The following is a 21,207-nucleotide window of genomic DNA, read 5'->3' as shown; positions in this document are numbered from 1 at the left end:
TATCAGTTCGAAAGCATGCGGTCGACCCAGCCGAGGAAACCGCCTTCGGCCCTGACCGGGTCGAGCCTTGCCGCCGGCACCGATGCGGCACGCCGGGCGCGCGGCGGCAGGTACTTGTTGGTCGGCTTGTAGCCCATCTCCGGCATCAGGTCGACGCCGCCACGCTCCGCCACCAATTGCGAGACAGCCGAGGTGGGATCGCCGAGATCGCCGAAATGCCGGGCGCTGGTCGGGCAGGCGGCTACGCAGGCCGGCACGCGGTCTTCCTCGGCCAGATTGTCATTGTAGATGCGGTCGACGCACAGCGTGCATTTCTTCATCACGCCAACATCGGGGTCGAATTCGCGCGCGCCATAGGGACAGGCCCAGCTGCACAGTTTGCAGCCGATGCATTTGCTTTCGTCGATCAGCACGATGCCGTCCGACGCCCGCTTGTAGGAGGCGCCGGTGGGGCAGACGGTGACGCAGGCAGGCGTTTCACAGTGCAGGCAGGAGCGGGGGAAGTTGACCGTGCGACCGCCCGCTTCGGTCGTGTGCTCGTAGCTGTGCACGCGGTTGAACCAGACGCCGTCGACATCGCCGCCATAGGGGTTGATGTCGGTCAGCGGCGCCATGTGGCCGCCGGTGTTCCACTCCTTGCAGGCGGTGACGCAGGCCTGGCAGCCGACGCAGGTGTCGAGGTCGATGACTAGGCCAAGCTTCTTGTCTGTATGGGCGGGAAGGCAGGTCATTCCACGGCTTCCCTATGGACGCGGAACTCGGCGCCGAAGCGAAGGATGTCGGGCGAAGGCTCGACATTTGGCGGCTGGCTGAAACGCTCGAATTGCGGTTCGGTGAAGCCGGCTTCCTCATCAGAGCATTTGACAACGCGTACCCTGAGGTCGAACCACGCCGCCTGGCCGGTCACCGGATCGGAATTCGAATAGCGTTTGCCTTTCGCGTCAGCCGATGTCTGGTCGCCGACAATGTGGTTGAGCAGGAAACCGCGATTGCTCTCGGCAGCGTTGTCCTTCAGACCCCAGGCGCCGCGCCTTTTGCCGATGGCGTTCCAGGTCCAGACCGTATCCGCATTGACGCCGTCGACCAGCTTGATCTGCCCCTTAACCCGACCGTTGATGCTTTCGATCCACACCCAGTCGTCGTCGACGAGACTGAGATCTGCCGCGGTCTGGTGGTGCACAAACAGGCGGTTCTGACTGGTGATTTGCCGCAGCCACGCATTCTGCGAGCCCCAGGAATGATACATGTGCATCGGCCGCTGCGTCAGCGCATGCAGCGGATATTTCTGCGGATCGACCGCGGCCTCTTCGAACGGCGTAAACCAGAACGGCAGCGGATCCATATAGGTCTCGATGCGCTGGCGTTCGCTCTCGGGCGGCTGGACGCGACCATGACCGCGCGCGGCGAGGCGAAAGCGCTGCATCGGTTCGCAATAGAGCTGGAACACGATCGGCTCGGCCTTGGGGATGAACCCCATCTGCTCTGCGAAGTCGAGATAGGGGCGGTTGGCCATCTTGTAATAGCGCTGGTCCTCAGCAAAATCCTGGTGCCAGAAGCCGCCATTGTCGATGTAGCGCTGCAGCTGGTCGGGATTGACTTCGCCCTTGCCGACAGACGTGCCGTCCTTGCCGCGCCAGCCGGCGAGCGGGCCAATGCCGGGCGTGCGCTCGTGATTGACGATGTAGTCGGCATAGTCGCGATATTTCGCGGATCCGTCATCGTTGATGAAGCAGGGCAGGTCCAGCCGCGCCCCGAGTTCGATCAGCACCGATTGGAACGGCCTGACATCTCGGTCGGGTTCGACCACCGGATGGCGGATCGCGTCGCCCGGCCCGTCGGCATGGCTGATCGGCCGGTCGAGCAGGCTGATGCAGTCGTGACGTTCGAGATAGGTGGTGTCGGGCAGCACCAGATCGGCGAACGGCACCGTCTCGGAATAATAGGCGTCGGAATAGATGATGAAGGGGATCTTGTAGTTACCCGCTTCGTCATGGTCGGTGAGCATGGCAATGGTCTCGACGGTGTTCATCGAGGAATTCCAAGCCATGTTCGACATGTACATCATCAGCGTGTCGATCGGGTACGGGTCGCCGGCCCACGCATTTCGGATGACCGTATGCATCAGCCCATGCGCGGCGAGCGGCGCATCCCAGGAATAAGCCTTGTCGATGCGCAAAGGCGTGCCGGCCTCGTCGACCAGGAGATCGTCCGGCCCGCAGACGAAGCCGAGCGGCATGCCGTCGAGCGGCGTCATCGGCCTGACCACCTTGCCGGCCGGCTTCGGTCCCGGCGGCGCCGAGCGCGGGTAGGGGGGCTTGAAACGGAAGCCACCGGGCACGTCCACCGTGCCGAGCAGCACCTGCAGCAGGTGGATGGCACGGCAGGAGTGAAAGCCGTTGGAGTGGGCCGAGATGCCGCGCATGGCATGCATCGACACCGGCCGTCCCTTGATCGTCTCGTGCCGCCGTCCGGCCCAGTCGGTCCACGCAACCGGCAGTTCGATCGTCTGTTCGAAGGCGACGTGGGCGAGTTCGGCAGCGATCCGGCGGATGGTGTCGGCCGGAATGCCGCATCGTGCCGCGACCGCATCGGGTGCGTAGCTGTCGTCCATGTAGCGGTCGGCGATAAGCCGGAACACCGGCACGCAACGGCGGCCGGCGAACGTGAAGCTGCCGGTCAGCGCCGGTTTCGCATCCGCATCGGCTGCGTTGACGGTTGTCTTCGCCACTCTGTCCCAGGCGAGAAGATTGTTGTCGCTGTCGCGCAGGAACAGCCCGTCGTCCGCCGCACCCGGCTCCTGGATGACCAGCACATGGGCGTTGGTGTAGCGCAGCAAATAATCGAGATCGACGCGGCCTGCCTTCAGCAGTTCATGGATTAGGGCGAAGACGAAGAGGCCGTCGGTGCCGGGCCGGATCCCGATCCAGTCGTCGGCAATGGCGTTGTAGCCGGTGCGACAGGGGTTGATCGACACCACCTTGGCGCCGCGCGCCTTGAGTTTACCCAAGCCGATCTTGATCGGGTTGGAATCATGGTCCTCGGCGACGCCGAACAGCATGAAGTATTTCGTATTGTCCCAGTCCGGCTCGCCGAACTCCCAGAACGAGCCGCCGATCGTGTAGAGCCCGCCGGCCGCCATGTTGACCGAGCAGAAGCCGCCATGGGCGGCGAAGTTCGGCGTGCCGAACTGGCTCGCCCACCAGCCGGTCAGCGACTGCGACTGGTCGCGCCCGGTGAAGAAGGCGAGCTTTTTCGGATCGGTCCGGCGGATATGCGATAGCCGCCCGGTCGCAATCGAAAACGCTTCCTCCCACTCGATCTCGCGGAATTCGCCCGAGCCGCGCAGGCCGCTGCGCAACAGCGGCTTCTTCAGCCGCGCCGGGCTGTAGTGCTGCATGATGCCGGAGCTGCCCTTGCCGCAGATTACGCCGCGGTTAACCGGATGGGCCTTGTTGCCGTTGATGTAGCGCACCTTGCCGTCCTTGATGTGGACGTCGATGCCGCACCGGCAGGCGCACATATAACAGGTGGTCTTGGCGATGCTGTCGGAGATAGCGGGCGAGGTGTCGACGCCGTCGCCTTCATCAGGCGCGCGTGTATCGCCAAGCGGCCGTTGCGACGGTGCGGAATTGGCTCCGCGCGGCGCAGCTGGGTTCATGATGCCGGCGTGCTTTTGCTACCTGCGAATTTGGCCCGCGTCTTCGGTCCGGGGCCACGCATATAGTGTTCTTCAGGATGATATCGATCGCCGGCCAGCCGCCGCCTGAGGCCACGGGTCCAATGCGCAAACAGGGATCTGAACCGCCCGATCATTTTGTTGGCCGCGATTTGTTGGCGAATTCTTTCTAACTTCGACTGAAAAAGTAGAATAAAGCTATCGATCCGTCTAATCAGTTGTTCTTGTAAATTCGATCGGAATTGGTTCTTAATGCACACATGACGCTGGACCAGTTGCGCATTTTCGTTGCCGTTGCCGAACGCGGCCATATGACCAAGGCGGCGGAGCTTTTGGGCATCTCCCAGTCGGCGGCGTCGGCGGCTATCCGCGCTTTGGAAGAGCAGCATGGCGTTCATCTGTTCAACCGTGTCGGCCGCAACATCGAGCTGGCTCAGACCGGCCACCGTTTCCTGCCCGAGGCCAAGGCGGTGCTGGAACGCGCCGCCGCCGCCCGAAATGTGCTGGAGCATGTCTCGCAGACGGTCGCCGGCAGCCTGTCGATCGCCGCCAGCCTGACCATCGCCAGCTACTGGCTGCCGCGCAGGCTGGCCTCTTTCCATGAAGCCTACCCGGCGGTGCGCTTAAGCGTCAGCATCGGCAACACCAGGCAGGTCGAGGCCAATGTGCTCGACGGCACCGCCGATCTCGGTCTGGTCGAGGGGCGCACCGAGTCAGACATCCTCCGCCGCACCAAGGTCGACGTCGACAGGTTGATGCTGGTCGTCGCCGCCTCGCATCCCGAAATCGCCGAGATCGCGCCGGGCCGCCCGGATATCAGAGGGCTGCGCTGGATCATCCGTGAGGGTGGTTCGGGCACGCGCGAGGTGCTGGAGGACCTGGCCCGCCGCGAGGGGATATCGCTTGGCGACCTGCAGATATTTCTGGTGCTGCCGAGCAACGAGGCGGTTCGCCAGGCGGTCGAGGCCGGCGCCGGCGCCACCATCATCTCGGACCTCGTCGTCGGACGCGCCGTCGCCGAGGGCAGTCTCCGGTCGGTGCCGCTCGAACTGCCGAAGCGCGACTTCGCCATGATCACCCATCGCGACCGCCAGGCAAGCCTCGCCCAGATGGCGCTCAAGGCGCATCTCGGCGCTGAGGCCGTCAGCAATCCGGCGTAAGCGATCAGGCGAACTTCCGCTGTGCATCCAGCGCCAGGCCAAGGCCGACCGAACCGAACATGTCGCCCTCGATAACGGCGGCTTGCGGCACCAGCGACAGGATTTCGCGCCGTGCCAGCGGGATGGCGGTCGAGCCGCCGGTGAGGAACACGGCGGTGATGTCGGACGCTTTCACGCCAGCATCGGCAATCGTCTGCCGCACCGTAGCGGACACCCGCTCGATGTCGGCGGCGATGGTCTCTTCCAGGCCGGTCCGCGAGATCTCGGCGGCGAAATGCGCGCCAGGCAGCGCCACCGTTACATCGGCCGAAGCCTGATCCGTCAGCGCGATCTTGGCTCGTTCGACGAGGCCGGCCAGCGCATGGCCGTAACGGTGCTCGACAATATGGATGAAGCGGTCGACAAGGTCGGCGCGGACGGCCTCGAAGCGGATTTGCCTCAGATGCGTCATCGCCTTGGCAGTATAGACGAGGTTGATGCGCTGCCACGTCGCGAGATCAATGAAATAGCTCGCCGGCAGGTTGCGCTTGCCGTCTTTTGTGGGCGAGAGATAGCCGAGCTTGGGCATGACATGGGCGATGCTGAGCAGCCGGTCGAAATCGGTGCCGCCAATATGAATGCCTCGGTTGGCGAGGATGTCGTCCTTGCGGTCGCGTGAGCGGGCGCGTTGCGGCGAAACGCGCACGATCGAGAAGTCGGACGTGCCGCCGCCCATGTCGACGATCAACGCCAGTTCCTCGCGCTTCACGTCCTGCTCATAGTCGAGTGCAGCCGCAATCGGTTCGAACTGGAAGGCGATGTGCTTGAAGCCTTGCGCGCGCGCCGCTTTTTCAAGCTCGCTTTGCGCCTTGGCATCGGCTTCCACATCGTCGTCGACAAATTGCACCGGCCGGCCGAGCACAACGTTCTCCACCGGAGCGCCGGCATCTTCCTCAAGCCGCTTCTTCAAATGGCCGACGAACATGCCGACAATGTCGATGAAACCGATCTGCCGGGCCTTGATCCGCGTCTTCTCATGCGCCAGCGAACTGCCGAGCACGCTCTTCAGCGACCGCATCAGCCGGCCTTCGATGGCATCGGTGTAGTCGGCAATGGCGCGGCGGCCGAAATAGGTGTGACCGTCCTCGAAGTTGAAGAAAACCGCGCTTGGCAATGTCGGCTGTCCGCCTTCCAGCGCCACCAGCCGTGCCTGGCCGTTGCGGATCACGCCCACCGTAGAATTGGACGTGCCGAAATCGATGCCGCCAAATGCCTGGTGCATTGCAGCCTCCTGTCATTGGGTCGTCGCTGTGGCAGGCGTCCGCAAGGCGCGCGCCGTCCAGAGGCCTGACCGTTCTGCCGAATGATTGTGCGTGTTACCCGAGGGTTGGGAGGCGGCGGTCTATCGCAAGACTGAGAAAAGGGGAACCCCTTTTCCCCGGAAATGGGTCCTGCGCGTCAATCCCTGCGGAAAATCAGCCTGCCCAGCCAGCCGGTGATCATGGCCAGCGACACGGAGAAGACGCCGTAGAGAAACGAGTAATCATGCGCGACGCGGAAGATCGACTGTTCGAAGCCCGATTTGCGGATTTCGAGCTGGGCCGAGCTTTCCTTGAGGAACAGACCGCTCTTGAACAGGAACGCGCGGGCTTTATGGGTTCCAACCGGGACGTTGGGCGCCAGCCGCACCGTGGCGCGAAACAGGTTCTGCGACAAGAACTGCACGCCGCCGACATTCTCGCTATAGAGGCCGGTCGCCGCCTTGCGCTCGCGCAGCGCCACGGTGAATTCCTCGATCGTCGCCGGACTGTCGGTTACGTCGGCCGGCTGCATGTAAAGGTTGGAGGCGCCGAGCGACAGCTGCTTGTAGCTGTTGGGTTCGGTGATGTCCTGCAGCGGCCGCGTCGTGGCGACGGAGTAGGAGACCGGCACGTTCTCGAAGGTCTCGGATTCCAGATTGACCCAGACGCCGAGCACGCGGTCCTTGCGGCGCACCACCACCGGCCGCGGCGGGCCTTCGAGCACGACGATGACGTCGTAGCGCCCCTGTCGCGCGACCAGCGGGTCGGGATTTTCCAGCGAACCGAAAATGGTCAGGTCGGCGCCGGAAAAACCGGCGGTGATCGACACGGCGTCGGTGGAGAGACCGATCTGGATGCCTTCCGGCAAGGGGTTCGGCGATTGCGCTGCGGCCGGCAGAGCGACGGCGATAAGCAAAGCGGCGGCCGAAAAAATCCCCCACCGCAGCATCAGTTCAGGCCCGCGGCGGTCAGCGAATAGAGGTTTGGCGGCGTGACGAAGAGATCGATGGCAAGCCGGATCGCGACCGCCAGCACCAGCAGCGCCAGCAGTGCCCTGAGCTGTTCGCCGCGCAGCTTCTGGCCTGCCTTGGCGCCATATTGCGCGCCGGCGACGCCGCCCGCCATCAGCAGGAAGGCAAGCATGACGTCGACCGTCTGGTTGGTGGTGGCGTGGACAAGCGTGGTGTAGGCCGAGGTGAAAATGATCTGGAACAGCGAGGTGCCGATGACGACGTTGGTCGGCACTTTCAAGAGATAGATCAGCGCCGGCACCATGATGAAGCCGCCGCCGACACCCATGATCGACGACAGGAAGCCGATGCCGGCGCCGAGCCCCAGCACCGGAATGACGCTGACGAACAGCTTCGAGGCCCTGAAGCGCATCTTCAGCGGCAGCCGGTGGATCCAGTTGTGCTGGCCGGATTTCTTCAAGACCGGCGCCGCACCGCTGCGCGTGGCGCGCAGCGCATTGACGCTCTCGACCAGCATCAGCCCGCCGACGGTGCCAAGCAGCACGACGTAGAGCAGCGAAATGAACAAATCGAGCTGGCCGAGCCGACGCAGGAAGGCAAAGACAAAGATACCGCCGGTTGAGCCGACGATGCCGCCGGCCAGCAGCACCCCGCCGAGCTTGAAGTCGAGCGTGCCGCGCTTCATGTGCGACAGCGCGCCGGAGAAGGAGGAGGCGATAACCTGGTTGGCGCCGGTAGCAACGGCGATTGCCGGCGGGATGTTGTAGAAGATCAAGAGCGGCGTGATCAGAAAGCCGCCACCGACCCCGAACATGCCCGACAGGAAACCCACCGCCGCGCCCATTGCCAGCAGCACGAAGACGTTGACGGAAATTTCCGCGATCGGGAGATAGATGCCCACCCGTCAGTCTCGATCAGTTTGCCTGTCGGCGATTGCAGCCATTCCAGGGCATTGTCGCACCGAAAAGCCAATTCTTTCTTGCACCGCCGGGGCAGTGGGATCAAACCCCGCCGCCCTACCGAAACAAAAAACATCTCAAGCAGTTAACAGGCAAATGTATGGCAAGGGCGTCGCGTTAGCGACGCATCTGCCGTTATTTGTGCGCCAGCAGCGCCTTCACCAGCTTTTCGTCGATTTCGCCGGTCGCCTGCATCTTGTTGTCGGTCTGGAAAGCCATGATTGCGGTCTTGGTCTTGCCGCCCATCACGCCATCGGCGACGCCGGCATCGTAGCCGTTCTTGTTGAGGATGAGCTGGATGTTCTTGACCGCCTTCTTCATGTCGACGCTGGCGGTGGTCTGCGGCGTGCCTTCCTGCCAGGATTCAGGAATGTCGGCCGAGTTGGACGCCGGGTCGAGCGGCTTCGGCTTCCACAGTTCCGTGGCGGCGCGCGCCCGCTCCAGCTGTTCGGGGCGCAGCGCAGTGGCGACTTCGTCGCGCTTTGCAGCCGCATCCTTGTCGCCGGTCTTGGCGACGAGCGCGAACCATTTGTAGGATTCCTCCAGGCTCTGCTTCATGCCGACGCCCTTTGCCGCCAGGATGCCGAGATTGAACTGGCTGTCCTTGACGCCGACATCGGCCGCCGCCTGAAACCAGTGCGCGGCCGATTCATTGTCGGTCACGCCGTCGGCGGCCATGGCAAACAGAACGGCCAGATTGTGCATGGCGCTGGCATTACCCTGCGCGGCGGCGAGCTGGTAGAAGGTCTTTGCCTTCTTGACGTCGCGCGTGACGCCGATGCCCTTCTCGTAGAAATTGCCGATGCGGTATTCCGCCGGTGCGAAGCCGAGCTCGGCCGACTTTTCGTACCATTTGGCCGCTGCCGCCATGTCTTCCTTGACGCCGCGCGATTCAGCATAGCGCGAACCGAGCTCGAACAGCGCCTTGGCGTCACCGCCGGCAGCCGCGTCGCGCAAGGCTTGCGGGCCGGCATCGGCCGGAACGTCTATCTTGGCCACGACAGGTGCTACCGCGGCATCAGCCGGCGGAACGGCGCCGGTAGTATCCGAGGCCGTCGTATCCGAGGCCGAGGGCGCCATGACGGCGGCCGCAGGCTGCGCGTCGGCAGCCGCCGGTTCCGCAGTGGCGGTGGTCGGCAGCATTGCATTTGGCGCGGGGGCCGGATCGGCCAAAGCCATCGGCGCTGGCGCGGGCTCCACCGCCGGCACTTCGGGCCCGGCGACCGAGGCCGCATTCATTGGCGCATCGTTGCCAGCTGCCGGTTCCGTGGGCTCCGCCTGCCTGACGATCCGGGCCGGCACGTCCTGAACGGCCACCTGCTGTTCTGCCTTGGGTTGGCTGGCAGCGTTGACCGAGGCAGTCTCGACCGGCTGCGAGGCGACGATCGGCGCTGTATCGTTGCTTGCGACCTCGACCGGGTCGGCGAAGAAGGCCTTGCCCAACTGGAGGCCGGCAAGCGCCAGCATGATCGCGACCGCTCCCATCAGGATCGGCTTGCGCCGCGCCTTGAGCAGGTCACCGATACGAAGCGCCTTGACCGGGCCCTTCATGGTAGACTGGCGTTTCAACGCGTCGGCCTCGGCGGCCGCGGCCTGCGCCGCGCGCCTGGCCGCGGCAATGAAGTCGGATTTCGACGCATCGCCGGAGTTTTGGCGCACCGGTGGGCCACGTTCGTCGCGTACGCGCTTCATGATGGCGTTGAGGTCGGGCGCGCCGGAGCCCGGCTCCAACGGCCGGTTGGCGAGCTTCGGATCGAGCGGCTCGTCGAGATCGACGCTCGGCAGGTCGACATTGGGCCCCAAGCCGGCAAGCGGCAGCATGTCAGCCGGCTTCTTGCCCCTGAAGGCGCGCGCCAATCCACCGAACAGCGACTTCTTGGCCGTGCCTTCGCCTTTCTCGGCAATCCTGTCGGAACCGAGCGCTGCCTGGGCAGCGGCCGCGGCAGCCTCGGCTGGCGAGCGCCGCACGGGTTCGCTGCCCATGACCGGGTCGCTACGCGTACCCGGATCGCTGCGCATATCCGGCTCGCTGCGCATGATGGCGGCGGCGCGGCCGTCCAGGTCGGCCATGTCTCCGGTCAGCGGCAGCGGCTGGTCGATATCCATCGACGGCGCGTCCTGCACCGAAATCTTGGAGGCGCGTGCAGCGCGGGCCCGCCGCGCCGGCTCGGCCTGGGCATCCCGAAGCTCGCTCACCGCCTCGGCCGGTTCGCTGGTCTCCAGCGAGCCCAGACGATCGACGATCTTGAGCAACGTGTCGTGGATAGCCTCGAATGTCCGTGAATTGCGCTCGTCCGAACGGCGCGTCAGCGCTTCCAGCGTCTTCAGATCCTGGGCAAGGCCGGTAACGGCCGCGGTGTTGGCGTTGGAATCTGCCAGCGAGCGCACGGCGCTCTCGGCTGCTTCGCGTGCCGCGCCCATGATGGATTCGCGGGTTCCGGCCAGCGACTTCTCGATTTCGTTGAGGCGCGGGCTGATGTCCTCGAATTCCGGCAGCGGTGTGCCGGGCTTCGACAGATGCGCCGATAGGCTGGAGACCTGCGCCTCAAGGCTGCGGATCAGTGCCGGATCGATGCCGGCGACCTGCGCGGCCGACGATTCCAGCCGGCTTGAAATGTCTTCGAGCCGGCTTTCCAGGCCGCGGATCGCCGCCTCGTTGGCAGGATCGGGAATGCGCGTCTCCATGCGTTGGGCGAGCGCGGTGAAGCGTGCGTCGATGGCGTCCATGATGCCGGCGCTGTCAGCCTGCGGCTGGCGCTGGTCCAGCCGGTCGGCAACCTCGTCCAGCCGCCGCTCGAGATCGCGAAACAGCATGTTGCCCTGTTCGATGGCGTCGCCCTGCCGACGTTCCATCATGCCCGACAGCACGTCGAAGCGCTGTTCCAGACCCTGGAAGATATAGTCGGCGTCGGGCATGGCCGGGGCGCGATCGATCTTGTCGGCGATCATCGCGATCTGCTTGCCGAGGCGCTCCATCGCCTGTTCCGGCAGATTGGCGCGGCCGGCAAGCTCGTCGACCCTGTTCGACAGCGTGCTGAGACGGTCGAGAACCTCGCCGCTCGGACGAACCTGCACGACTTCCTCGATCTGCTGCGCCAGCGAGGCGATCCGCTTCTCGATGCGTTCAAAGGGTTCGGGGTCGAAGGAATTGGCCTGTGCGGCGACGGTCGAGGCGACGATGGCGCGCGAAATCTCGTCGAGCCGTTCGTCGATCAGGCCAAGCGTGTCGCCGCCGCGGTTGCTCTGCTGGCTGACGAAATGATCGACGGCGCCGGCAAGCGTGCGGACCTTTTCTTCCATCGAGCGCAGCGACAGCGATTCCGGCAGATTGTGGACCGCATTGCTGATCTGTTCGAGCCGGTCGGTCAGGGCCGAAAATCCGGGGCCGTCGGCGCGGTTGCGTTGGTCGGCGTCGACACGGTCCTCGAACGCGCTCCAGCGGCGGTCGAAATCGTCCCAGCGGCGGTCGACCTTCAGCACGCTTTCCTCGCGCGCCAATGTGTCGAGCGCCGTCTTTACCTGCTCGAGCTCGAGCCGCAGCATGTTGACGCTTCGGTCGTCGCTCTTCTCGGCCAGCGTCTGGATGGCGCCGGACAGCCGCTCGAATTCGACGCCGAGTTCGGCGCTGCCCTTGCCGGGCAAGCCGCCTGCCTGACCACCCGATTGGTTGCTCGCCTGGAAGGCCCGTTCGATGTCCTTGCGCAACGCGGCGAATTCGCGCTGCAGGCCGGCCGTCATCTGATGGCGCAGTTCCTCGCGCAGGCCACGCAATTCGCCGGCGATCTTGCCGACCACGGCGACGCTGTCTTCCTGGCCGCGCACGCGGTCGATGTCGCGCGCGATCGCCTGATAGTTCTGGTCGAAGCCGGCCGGCCCGGCGCCTTTCGGCCGCGGCGTGGGCTGCGGGTCCTCGTACCAGCGCGGCGGGGCGTAGGGCTGGGCGCTTGCGTAGCGCGGCTCTGCCGGCGGCCGGCGCGGATCGAAGCGCTCGGCGGCGTCCTCGCGCTTGCGCTCCAGCCGCTGCTCCAGCGTTTCCAGCGAGCGGTTCAATTCATCAAGTGTGGTGTTCGGCCTGCGCGGCCTGCCGGCGTTGAGTGTATCGAGATAGGACCGCTTGCTGTTCATCGATGCGTCCGTTTTTCAGAATGGCTGGCTTGCTGCCAGTTTCCCAAGTCCTTGTCGGGAACGAAGGCGGCCGCGCGGCACTGCTGCGGCGGAAGACGAGCTTCCCGGGCCAGGCCCGCTCTCCGAAAAACCGTGAAAAATTCGCTACAGGATAAACACGGGTGACCGACATCCGCACATTTCACCCATCGTGGTAAACAAGGTGTTAACCAACCTTAAGAAGTTACGGCATTGCTGAAATACAGGCGGTGCCCGTTCGGACCCGGCGCCGGGGGTGCGGCATAAGGTTTCGCAATCCCAGAACGCCCTTGCGTCATGCGGCGGCTATCGATATAGAATTGACGTAAACGTAAGAGGGGCGCCGTTCGTGCCTTTTGCGATGAATTAGTTGAAACCACGACTGGAAGCATGCCCCCGCTTCCACTCAGGCGTTGCAAGGTCCAAGACCGCGATGCCACGACAGGGGAAAGCCAGTGACTATGAAACTTGTTTCGCCCGGCGAAGCCGCGGCCAACACCAACAATATGTCTGCCGAAGCCGGCGAGGAGCTCGTGCGCATCGGCGAGATGGCCAAGAAATACGGCGTGACTCTGCGCACGCTGCGTTTCTATGAAGACAAGGGCCTGCTCAATCCAAAGCGCGATGGGGCGACGCGGCTCTACACGCGTCGCGACGAGGCGCGGCTGAAGCTGATCCTGCTCGGCCGCAAGGTCGGGTTCTCGCTACGCGACGTCAAGCAGATGATGGATCTCTACGATCCCACGGGATCCAACACCAAGCAATTACGGCTGGCTCTCGACAAGTCGGAGAAGCAGCTTGCCCGCCTGCAGAAGCAGCGCGCGCTGATCGACGACGCCATCAACGAGTTGAGCGGCTCGATGTCGGCCGTGCGCCAGATGCTGTCCGAGCGTTCGGCCCCGGCCAGCGCCGCCAGCTGATTTTGCTCCGCAGCTCCCGGCGAAAGCTTTGAACGGAAGAGCCGCGCGGCCGCCCGCGCGGCTCTTTTTGTTTGACCCCCCTCGCTTTGCGCAAAGCCATGCACCGCTCGTGCCGATAGGCTGGCATAGGTAAATTTTGTCCCGGCGACAAAATTGACGTTTACGCAAACGTCAATTTTTGCTATCTCGCTTTCGACATTGGCCGGCGTGCCGCCCCAACCTCATGTTCGGGGCCCGATCTCGCGGCCAAGACCCGCATGGTGGAGGAACACATGCCGATCTACAGGGCGCCGGTCCAGGACACGCTGTTCGTGCTCAACGAGGTGCTGGGTTATCAGCGATATTCCAACCTTCCCGGATTTGCCGACGCGACGCCCGACGTTGTCGAGGCGATCCTCGCCGAAGGCGCCAAGCTCGCCGAAAACGTTATGCATCCTCTGAACCGCGTCGGTGACATGGAAGGCTGCGTGCGCCATGAGGACGGCTCGGTGACGACGCCGAAGGGCTTCAAGGAAGCCTACGACCAGTATCGCGAAGGCGGCTGGATGGGACTGGCGGCGCCCGTCGAGTTCGGCGGCCAGGGGCTGCCCTATGCCGTGCACACCGCGGTTGCCGAATACATGGTTTCGGCCAACATGGCGCTGATGATGTATCCCGGCCTGACGCAAGGCGCGATCGCTGCGATCATCACACACGGCACCGACGAGCAGAAGGCGACATGGCTGGCGAAGCTGGTCGAGGGGTCCTGGACCGGTACCATGAACCTGACCGAGCCGCATTGCGGCACCGATCTTGGCCTGCTGCGCACCAAGGCGGTGCCGAACGGCAACGGCACCTACAAGATCTCAGGCCAAAAGATCTTCATCTCGGCCGGCGAGCACGACATGTCGGAAAACATCGTCCATCTCGTGTTGGCCCGCATCGAAGGCGCGCCGGCAGGCGTGAAGGGCATCTCGCTGTTCATCGTGCCAAAGCTGAAGCTCGATGCCTCGGGCAATCCGGGCGAGAAGAACACGCTCTCCTGCGGTTCGATCGAGGAGAAGATGGGCATCCACGGCAATTCGACTTGCGTCATGAATTATGACGAGGCCGAAGGCACGCTGCTCGGTGAGGCCAATGGCGGCCTGAAGGCGATGTTCACGATGATGAACGAAGCCCGCCTCGGCGTCGGCCTGCAGGGCCTGTCGCTGTCCGAGATCGCCTACCAGAACGCGGTCTCCTACGCCAAGGACCGGCTGCAGGGCCGCTCGCTGTCGGGCGCCAAGGCGCCGGACAGACAAGCCGATCCGATCATCGTTCATCCCGACATCCGCCGCTCGCTGATGACCATGAAGGCCTTCAACGAGGCCGGCCGCGCGCTGGCGCTGTGGACGGCGATCAAGTCCGACATCGCCCACCGCTCCGCCGACGACAAGGATCGCCAGGCGGCCGACGACTATACCGGCCTGCTGACGCCGGTGATCAAGGGCGTGCTCACCGACAAGGGTTTTGACCATGCAGTCATGGCGCAGCAGGTGTTCGGGGGCCACGGCTACATCGAAGAGCACGGCATGAGCCAGTTCGTGCGCGATGCCCGCATCGCCATGATCTATGAAGGCGCCAACGGCATCCAGGCGCTCGACCTCGTCGGCCGCAAGCTTGGTCTGAATGGCGGCCGCGCCGTGCAGGCCTTCTTCAAGGACGTCGGCGAGTTCTGCGAGGAGAACCGCGCCGACGAGAAGCTGGCGCCGTTCACCAAGGCGCTGAAGAAAGGCCTCAACGATCTGCAGGCGGCGACGATGTGGCTGGTGCAGAACGGCATGGCCAAGCCCGACAATGCCGGTGCGGCCTCGACCGATTACATGCATCTCTTCGGCCTGGTGGCGCTGGGCTACATGTGGGCGCAGATGGCCAAGGCCGCGCTCGGCAAGACCGGCGCCAATGGCTCCCAATCTGTCCACGAAAATGGGGCTTTCTACGACAACAAGGTGGTGACGGCGCGCTTCTTCATGGAGCGGATCATGCCCGAGACGTCGGCACATCTGGCCCGCATTTCCAGTGGTGCGGACACGCTAATGGCGCTGCCTGCGGAAGCGTTCTAGAAATGGCCAGCGTCCCCCTCCCCCTTGAGGGGAGGGTGGCCCGAAGGGCCGGGAGGGGTCCTGCGTGCAGTGCGCCGGCTGGTTGGCGCTTTGGTAGGAGATGATCGCAATGCCCCAAACCCGCGTCAATTCCGAAGATAAGGTCGAGCACGTCATCGGCGACCCCACCCGACCGCTTCGCGGCCACCCTCCCCTCGAGGGGGAGGGGGACGTTGGCGCGGGAGAAACGGCATGACAAATCCAGCCGAAGTGCTCTCTTTGCCGAAGCCCGCCTGGGCGGCGGACGAAGTCGGCATGCTCTACGACATGGCGCACCGCTTCATGTCGGAAGAGATCGCGCCGCGTTACGACGAGTTCGAGAAGAACGAGATGGTCGACCGCGAGAGCTGGCGCAAGGCGGGTGCCGCCGGCCTGCTCTGCGCCTCTATGCCGGAGGAGTATGGCGGCTCCGGCGGCACCTTCGCGCATGAGAGCGCCATCATCGAGGCGATTGGCCACGTCGGCGTCGACGGTTTCGGCATCGGCCTGCACAATGCGATCGTTGCCCCTTACATCCTTCATTACGGCTCCGAGGAGCAGAAGAAGAAATGGCTGCCGAAACTGGCGACCGGCGAATTGATCGGCGCCATCGCCATGACTGAGCCGGGCGCGGGATCCGACCTGCAAGGCGTCAAGACGCGGGCCGAGAAGGACGGCAACCAGTACAAGATCAACGGTTCCAAGACCTTCATAACCAACGGCCAGCTGGCCAATTTCATCATCGTCGTCACCAAGACCGACCCGGCCAAGGGCGCCAAGGGCACCTCGCTGATCGTCGTCGAGACCGACGAGGCCGAAGGCTTCGAACGCGGCCGCAACCTCGACAAGATCGGCCTGAAGGCCAACGACACGTCGGAGCTGTTCTTCAATGATATGCGCGTGCCGACCTCGAACCTGCTTGGCCACGAAGAGGGACAGGGCTTCATCCAGCTGATGCAGCAATTGCCGCAGGAGCGCCTGCAGATCGGCACCGGCGCGATCGCCATGATCGAACGCGCCCTGGCGCTGACCATCGACTACGTCAAGGATCGCAAGGCCTTCGGCAAAGCGATCATCGAGTTCCAGAACACCCAGTTCAAGCTCGCCGAACTGAAGACCGAGGCGACCATCGGCCGCGTCTTCTACAATGATTGCGTCACCCGCCACATCAATGGCGGCCTCGATCCGGTGACGGCGTCGATGGCCAAATACTGGCTCTCGGACCTGCAGGGAAAAGTCGTAGACGAATGCCTTCAATTGCATGGCGGCTATGGCTACATGAATGAATATCCGATCGCCCGCATGTTCCGCGACGCCCGCGTCCAGCGCATCTACGGCGGCACCAACGAGATCATGAAATTGCTGATCGGCCGCTCTCTCTGAGAGCCACGACCGGCAAAGCAAGGAGCAAGAAAAATGGCCGAAGCTTATGTCTATGACGCCGTGCGCACACCGCGCGGCAAGGGCAAGAAGGATGGCTCGCTGCACGAGGTGCCGGCGGTGCGGCTTGCGGCCAGGACGCTTGAAGCGCTGCGCGACCGCAACGGGCTCGACACCGCAAACATCGACGACATCATCTTCGGATGCGTGGACCCAGTGGGCGAGGCCGGCTCCGTCATTCCGCGTGCCGCCGCCTTCGAGGCCGGCTACGACAACAAGGCGCCGGGCATGCAGATATCGCGCTTCTGCGCTTCGGGTCTCGACGCCATCAATTTCGGCGCCGCCAAGATCGCTCAAGGCGCCGACGAGATCGTCATTGCAGGCGGCGTGGAATCGATGTCGCGCGTCGGCATGGGCGCCTCGGGCGGCGCCTGGTTCATGGACCCGTCCGTCGGCCTGCCCGGCTGGTTCGTGCCGCAAGGCATATCGGCCGATTTGATCGCCACCAAATATGGTTTTTCGCGCGACGACGTCGATGCCTATGCGGTCGAGAGCCAGAAGCGCGCCGGCAAGGCCTGGGCCGATGGCCGTTTTAAGAACTCCGTCATACCGATCAAGGACCAGAACGGCCTCACCATCCTCGATCATGACGAGCATATGCGGCCGTCGACCGACATGCAGTCGCTGGCCTCGCTCAACCCGTCCTTTGTCATGCCTGGCGAAATGGGCGGCTTCGACGCCGTCGCCGTGCAGAAGCATCCGGAAGTCGAAGAGGTCAACCACGTCCACCATGCCGGCAACTCGTCCGGCATCGTCGATGGTGCGGCCGCCGTATTGCTCGGCTCGAAGAGGGCCGGCAAGACGATGGGCCTGAAGCCACGCGCCCGCATCCGCGCCTTTGCCAACATCGGCTCCGAGCCGGTGCTGATGCTTACCGGTCCGGTCGACGTCACCGAGAAGCTTCTGAAGCGCGCCAAGATGAAGCTGTCGGATATCGACCTGTTCGAGCTCAACGAGGCCTTCGCCTCAGTGGTGCTGCGCTACATGCAGGCATTCGAAATCCCGCACGACAAGATCAACGTCAATGGCGGCGCTATCGCCATGGGCCATCCGCTCGGCGCCACCGGCGCGATGATCCTGGGCACGGTGCTGGACGAGCTCGAGCGCCGCGATTTGAACACCGCTCTGGTGACGCTCTGCATCGGCGCCGGCATGGGCACCGCAACGATTATCGAACGCGTCTGATTTTCGGCCGGAAGGAGAGAGACATGACTTATACAAACTTCACGGTCGACACCGACGCAGACGGCATCGCGCTGGTCACCTGGAACATGCCGGACCGCTCGATGAACGTCTTCACCGAAGAGGTGATGAACGAGCTCGAGAAGATCATCGACCAGGTGGTGGCCGACGCCGCCATCAAGGGCGCGGTGATCACCTCGGGAAAGGACAGCTTCTCCGGCGGCGCCGACCTGACCATGCTGCAGAAGATGCTGGCCGTATTTGCCAAGGAGAAGACCAAGGACCCGGAGAAGGCGGCACAGCTTTTGTTCGACAATGCCGGCCGCATGGGTGGCTTGTGGCGCAAGCTCGAAACGTCGGGCAAGCCTTGGGTCTCGGCGATCAACGGCACCTGCATGGGTGGCGCGTTCGAGCTGTCGCTGGCCTGTCATGGCCGCGTTGCCGCTGACTCCGAAAAGGTCAAGATGGCCTTGCCGGAAGTCAAGGTCGGCATCTTCCCCGGCGCCGGTGGCACCCAACGCGTGCCGCGCCTGACCGACCAGCAGCAGGCGTTGCAGATGCTGACCACCGGCCAGACGCTGTCGCCGCAGAAAGCCAAGGCGATGGGGCTGATCCACGAGATCGCCGAACCCGGCAAGCTGATCGAGACCGCCAAGGCGATGATCAGGAACGGCCTGAAAGCCGTCCAGCCCTGGGACGAGAAGGGCTTCAAGCTGCCTGGCGGCCAAATCTATACGCCGGCCGGCTTCAATCTGTGGCCGCCGGCCATCGCCATCCTGCGCCGCGAGACCTACGGCAATTATCCGGCCGCCGCGGCGATCCTGAAATGCGTCTATGAAGGCCTGCTGGTGCCGTTCGACACCGGTCTGCGGATCGAACAGCGCTATTTCACCGAAATCATGCAGTCGAAGGAAGCAGCAGCGATGATCCGCTCGCTGTTCGTCTCGCTGCAGGAGCTCAACAAGGGCGCCCGCCGCCCGGCCGGCGTGCCGGAGACCAAGTTCAAGAAGATCGGTATTCTCGGCGCCGGCTTCATGGGCGCCGGCATCGCCTTTGTCACCGCCAAGGCTGGCATCCCGGTCGTCCTGCTCGACCGCGACATGGCGTCGGCCGAAAAGGGCAAGACGCATTCCGACAGCCTGATCTCCGATCAGGTCAAGAAGGGCCGCGTCAAGCCCGAGGAGAAGGACAGACTTCTGTCGCTGATCACGCCGTCGGCCGACTATGCCGATCTCGCCGGCTGCGATCTGGTGGTCGAGGCGGTGTTCGAGGATTCGGCCGTCAAGAAGGCTGCCACCGAGCAGGCCGAAGCCGTGCTGAAATCGTCGGCGATCTTCGCCTCCAACACCTCGACCATCCCGATCACCGCACTGGCCAAGAATTCGGCGCGGCCGAAGAATTTCGTCGGCATCCACTTCTTCTCGCCGGTCGACAAGATGATGCTGGTCGAGATCATTTTGGGCAAGAAGACCGGCGACAAGGCGCTGGCCACCGCGATCGATTTCGTGCGCGCCATCAAGAAGACGCCGATCGTCGTCAACGACACGCGCGGCTTCTACGTCAACCGCTGCGTGCTGCGCTACATGTCGGAAGCCTACAAGATGCTGATCGAAGGCGTTCCGGCGCCGATGATCGAGAACGCCGCCAAGGCCGCCGGCATGCCGGTCGGCCCGCTGGCGCTGACCGACGAGACGGCGATCGACCTTGCCCAGAAGATCATGAAGCAGACCATCAGGGACCTCGGAGACAAGTCTGTCGACCCCAGGCAGATGGCGCTGATCAACACGCTGGTCGACACCCATGGCCGCTTCGGCCGCAAGAACGGCAAGGGTTTTTACGACTATCCGGCCAAGCCTGCCAAGAAGAAGCTGTGGCCGGGCCTGAAGGATCTCTATCCGCAGCTGGAGGCCGAGAAGGTCGACTATGAGGAACTGCAGCAGCGCCTGCTGGTAACCATTGCGCTGGAAGCGGCCCGGGTGATGGAAGAGGGCATCGTCACCGATCCGCGCGAGGCCGATGTCGGCTCGATCCTCGCCTTCGGTTTCGCGCCATTCACCGGCGGCGCGCTGTCCTATATCGACGGCATCGGCGTCGGGGATTTCGTCAGAATAGCCAAGGGCCTGCAGAAGAAATACGGCGCCGAGTTCAAGGCGCCCAAGCTGCTACTCGACCTGGCGGAGAAGGGCGAGACCTTCTACCAGCGCTTCGATCCCTATGCGAAAGGCGAGGTGCAGAAGGCCGCTTGAGCTAGCGCCCCATGTACGTCTGAGGGCGCCTTGCGCGCATGATGGCCACGGCAAGGCGCGCCGTGACCCTTACGCGGTCGGCAGCGAAAGTCGGCTGGCTTTTGCTGCCTGCCGACATCGACTTCAACCTCCATCTCAACAACGCCCGCTACATGATGCTCGCCGACCTCGCGCATGACCCCGAAAATCGGAATCGATTTTCGGAAAGGATCATGCGCCAAATCAAATGCTACTGCGTCCTTGGCGCGTCCGATAGGACGCTTGCCCGCTCCGTTCAACCGCGGCCGCCGACCGAGGCCGAGCGGGTTTGCATGACCTCCACCAAGGATTGCGCAGCCTGCCCAAGGCAGTTTGAGGCATCCATGACGACTTCGCCGCACGCAGCTTTTTGAGAGATCGGGCCGCGCGCCGGTGGACAATCGGATGACCGCGCGTTAGAAGGAAAAGGTATTTTTTCCTGTTTTGAGGAGAGCGAATTGCTCTCGCATGACCGAGTTTGGGCCGCCATCGACGCTCTCGCCGAGCGCTATTCGTTATCGGCCTCCGGCCTGGCCCGGCGAGCTGGTCTGGACTCCACCGCTTTCAACAAGTCGAAGCGGCTGTCCTCGGATGGGCGGCCGCGCTGGCCCTCGACCGAATCGCTGGCCAAGATCATCGAGGCGACAGGCGCTTCGCTCGACGAATTCACCGGGCTGGTCGAAGGCCGCGCCAAGACAGCTTCGGGCCCGTTAGCCTCGCAGCGTTCGGCGGTGCCGCTGCTCGGCTTCGCCCAGGCCGGCGCCGGCGGCTTCTTCGATGATGCCGGCTATCCCTCCGGCCAGGGCTGGGACCTTGTCGAGCTTCCGGCGCGGGCAACCGAAACCTCCTATGCGTTGAAGGTGCAGGGTGATTCCATGCTGCCGCTGTACCGCAATGGCGATGTGCTGATCGTCGAGCCGGGCGCCGCTACCCGCAAGGGCGACCGCGTCGTCGTCAAGACCAATGCCGGCGAAGTCATGGCCAAGGTGCTGGAGCGCCAGACGACGAAATCGATCGTGCTGATCTCGCTCAACCCCGACCACCCGGACCGCGACATCGCGATGCGCGATGTCGAATGGGTGGCGCGGATCGTCTGGGCAAGCCAGTAGGTCT

At 63.9% G+C, this 21,207-nt stretch carries 14 protein-coding genes; 8 read left to right on the top strand and 6 right to left on the bottom strand.

Translation table 11 applies throughout. The annotated features are described in order from the left end of the window. Positions 1–2 precede the first annotated feature (2 nt). Together NKL04_RS21315 and NKL04_RS21310 are read right to left on the bottom strand one after the other, a co-directional pair. Complete coding sequence (locus NKL04_RS21315; protein ID WP_023699493.1) at positions 3–731, bottom strand: 4Fe-4S dicluster domain-containing protein; 729 nt, start codon at positions 729–731, stop codon at positions 3–5. Continuing rightward, entirely contained in the window at positions 728–3,658 is a 2,931-nt protein-coding gene (locus NKL04_RS21310) for a molybdopterin oxidoreductase family protein (RefSeq protein WP_023699494.1), read from the bottom strand. The genes NKL04_RS21315 and NKL04_RS21310 overlap by 4 nt, the downstream gene beginning before the upstream one ends. A gap of 278 nt (positions 3,659–3,936) precedes the next feature. Here NKL04_RS21310 and NKL04_RS21305 point away from each other — a divergent pair, with 278 nt between their 5' ends. Beyond that, the gene (locus NKL04_RS21305; protein ID WP_023699495.1) at positions 3,937–4,836 is read left to right on the top strand and encodes a LysR substrate-binding domain-containing protein; all 900 of its coding nucleotides are present in this window, start codon (positions 3,937–3,939) and stop codon (positions 4,834–4,836) included. A 4-nt stretch (positions 4,837–4,840) separates the two neighbouring features. On the opposite strand, the gene NKL04_RS21300 is transcribed toward NKL04_RS21305, so the two are convergent. The 4 genes from NKL04_RS21300 to NKL04_RS21285 all read right to left on the bottom strand — a co-directional run bounded on the left by NKL04_RS21300 (position 4,841) and on the right by NKL04_RS21285 (position 12,171). Beyond that, a complete protein-coding gene (locus tag NKL04_RS21300) occupies positions 4,841–6,097 on the bottom strand; it encodes an Hsp70 family protein (RefSeq protein WP_023699496.1) in 1,257 nt (418 codons plus the stop codon). A gap of 176 nt (positions 6,098–6,273) precedes the next feature. After that, positions 6,274–7,065, bottom strand: a complete 792-nt coding sequence (locus NKL04_RS21295) for a TIGR02186 family protein (RefSeq protein ID WP_023699497.1) — start codon at positions 7,063–7,065, stop codon at positions 6,274–6,276. After that, entirely contained in the window at positions 7,065–7,988 is a 924-nt protein-coding gene (locus tag NKL04_RS21290) for a sulfite exporter TauE/SafE family protein (RefSeq protein ID WP_023669608.1), read from the bottom strand. The genes NKL04_RS21295 and NKL04_RS21290 overlap by 1 nt, the downstream gene beginning before the upstream one ends. 193 nt (positions 7,989–8,181) lie before the next feature. Continuing rightward, complete coding sequence (locus NKL04_RS21285; RefSeq protein WP_023699498.1) at positions 8,182–12,171, bottom strand: SEL1-like repeat protein; 3,990 nt, start codon at positions 12,169–12,171, stop codon at positions 8,182–8,184. 479 nt (positions 12,172–12,650) lie between these two features. Between NKL04_RS21285 and NKL04_RS21280 the strand changes: the two genes are divergently transcribed. The 7 genes from NKL04_RS21280 to NKL04_RS21250 all read left to right on the top strand — a co-directional run bounded on the left by NKL04_RS21280 (position 12,651) and on the right by NKL04_RS21250 (position 21,203). After that, positions 12,651–13,109, top strand: a complete 459-nt coding sequence (locus NKL04_RS21280; protein ID WP_023699499.1) for a MerR family transcriptional regulator — start codon at positions 12,651–12,653, stop codon at positions 13,107–13,109. Positions 13,110–13,381: 272 nt separating this feature from the next. Further along, positions 13,382–15,190 (top strand): acyl-CoA dehydrogenase, encoded by a 1,809-nt coding sequence (locus NKL04_RS21275; protein WP_023699500.1) that lies wholly within the window; start codon positions 13,382–13,384, stop codon positions 15,188–15,190. Positions 15,191–15,421: 231 nt separating this feature from the next. Continuing rightward, positions 15,422–16,591: an acyl-CoA dehydrogenase family protein gene (locus NKL04_RS21270; RefSeq protein WP_352724345.1), complete on the top strand. Its 1,170-nt coding sequence runs from the start codon at positions 15,422–15,424 to the stop codon at positions 16,589–16,591. Positions 16,592–16,624: 33 nt separating this feature from the next. Next, positions 16,625–17,833: an acetyl-CoA C-acetyltransferase gene (locus tag NKL04_RS21265; RefSeq protein WP_023699502.1), complete on the top strand. Its 1,209-nt coding sequence runs from the start codon at positions 16,625–16,627 to the stop codon at positions 17,831–17,833. A 23-nt stretch (positions 17,834–17,856) separates the two neighbouring features. Continuing rightward, positions 17,857–20,076 (top strand): 3-hydroxyacyl-CoA dehydrogenase NAD-binding domain-containing protein, encoded by a 2,220-nt coding sequence (locus tag NKL04_RS21260; RefSeq protein ID WP_023699503.1) that lies wholly within the window; start codon positions 17,857–17,859, stop codon positions 20,074–20,076. Between the two features lie 38 nt (positions 20,077–20,114). Beyond that, positions 20,115–20,468 carry a hotdog family protein gene (locus NKL04_RS21255; protein WP_023699504.1) on the top strand — a complete coding sequence of 118 codons (354 nt, stop codon included), beginning with the start codon at positions 20,115–20,117 and terminating at the stop codon, positions 20,466–20,468. An 84-nt stretch (positions 20,469–20,552) separates the two neighbouring features. Continuing rightward, positions 20,553–21,203, top strand: coding sequence for a S24 family peptidase (locus tag NKL04_RS21250; RefSeq protein WP_023692544.1), 651 nt, complete (start codon positions 20,553–20,555; stop codon positions 21,201–21,203). Positions 21,204–21,207 lie beyond the last annotated feature (4 nt).

The organism is Mesorhizobium sp. C264A (assembly GCF_040324515.1).
Classification (GTDB): domain Bacteria; phylum Pseudomonadota; class Alphaproteobacteria; order Rhizobiales; family Rhizobiaceae; genus Mesorhizobium.
This window is presented reverse-complemented; position numbering and strand designations above follow the sequence as displayed.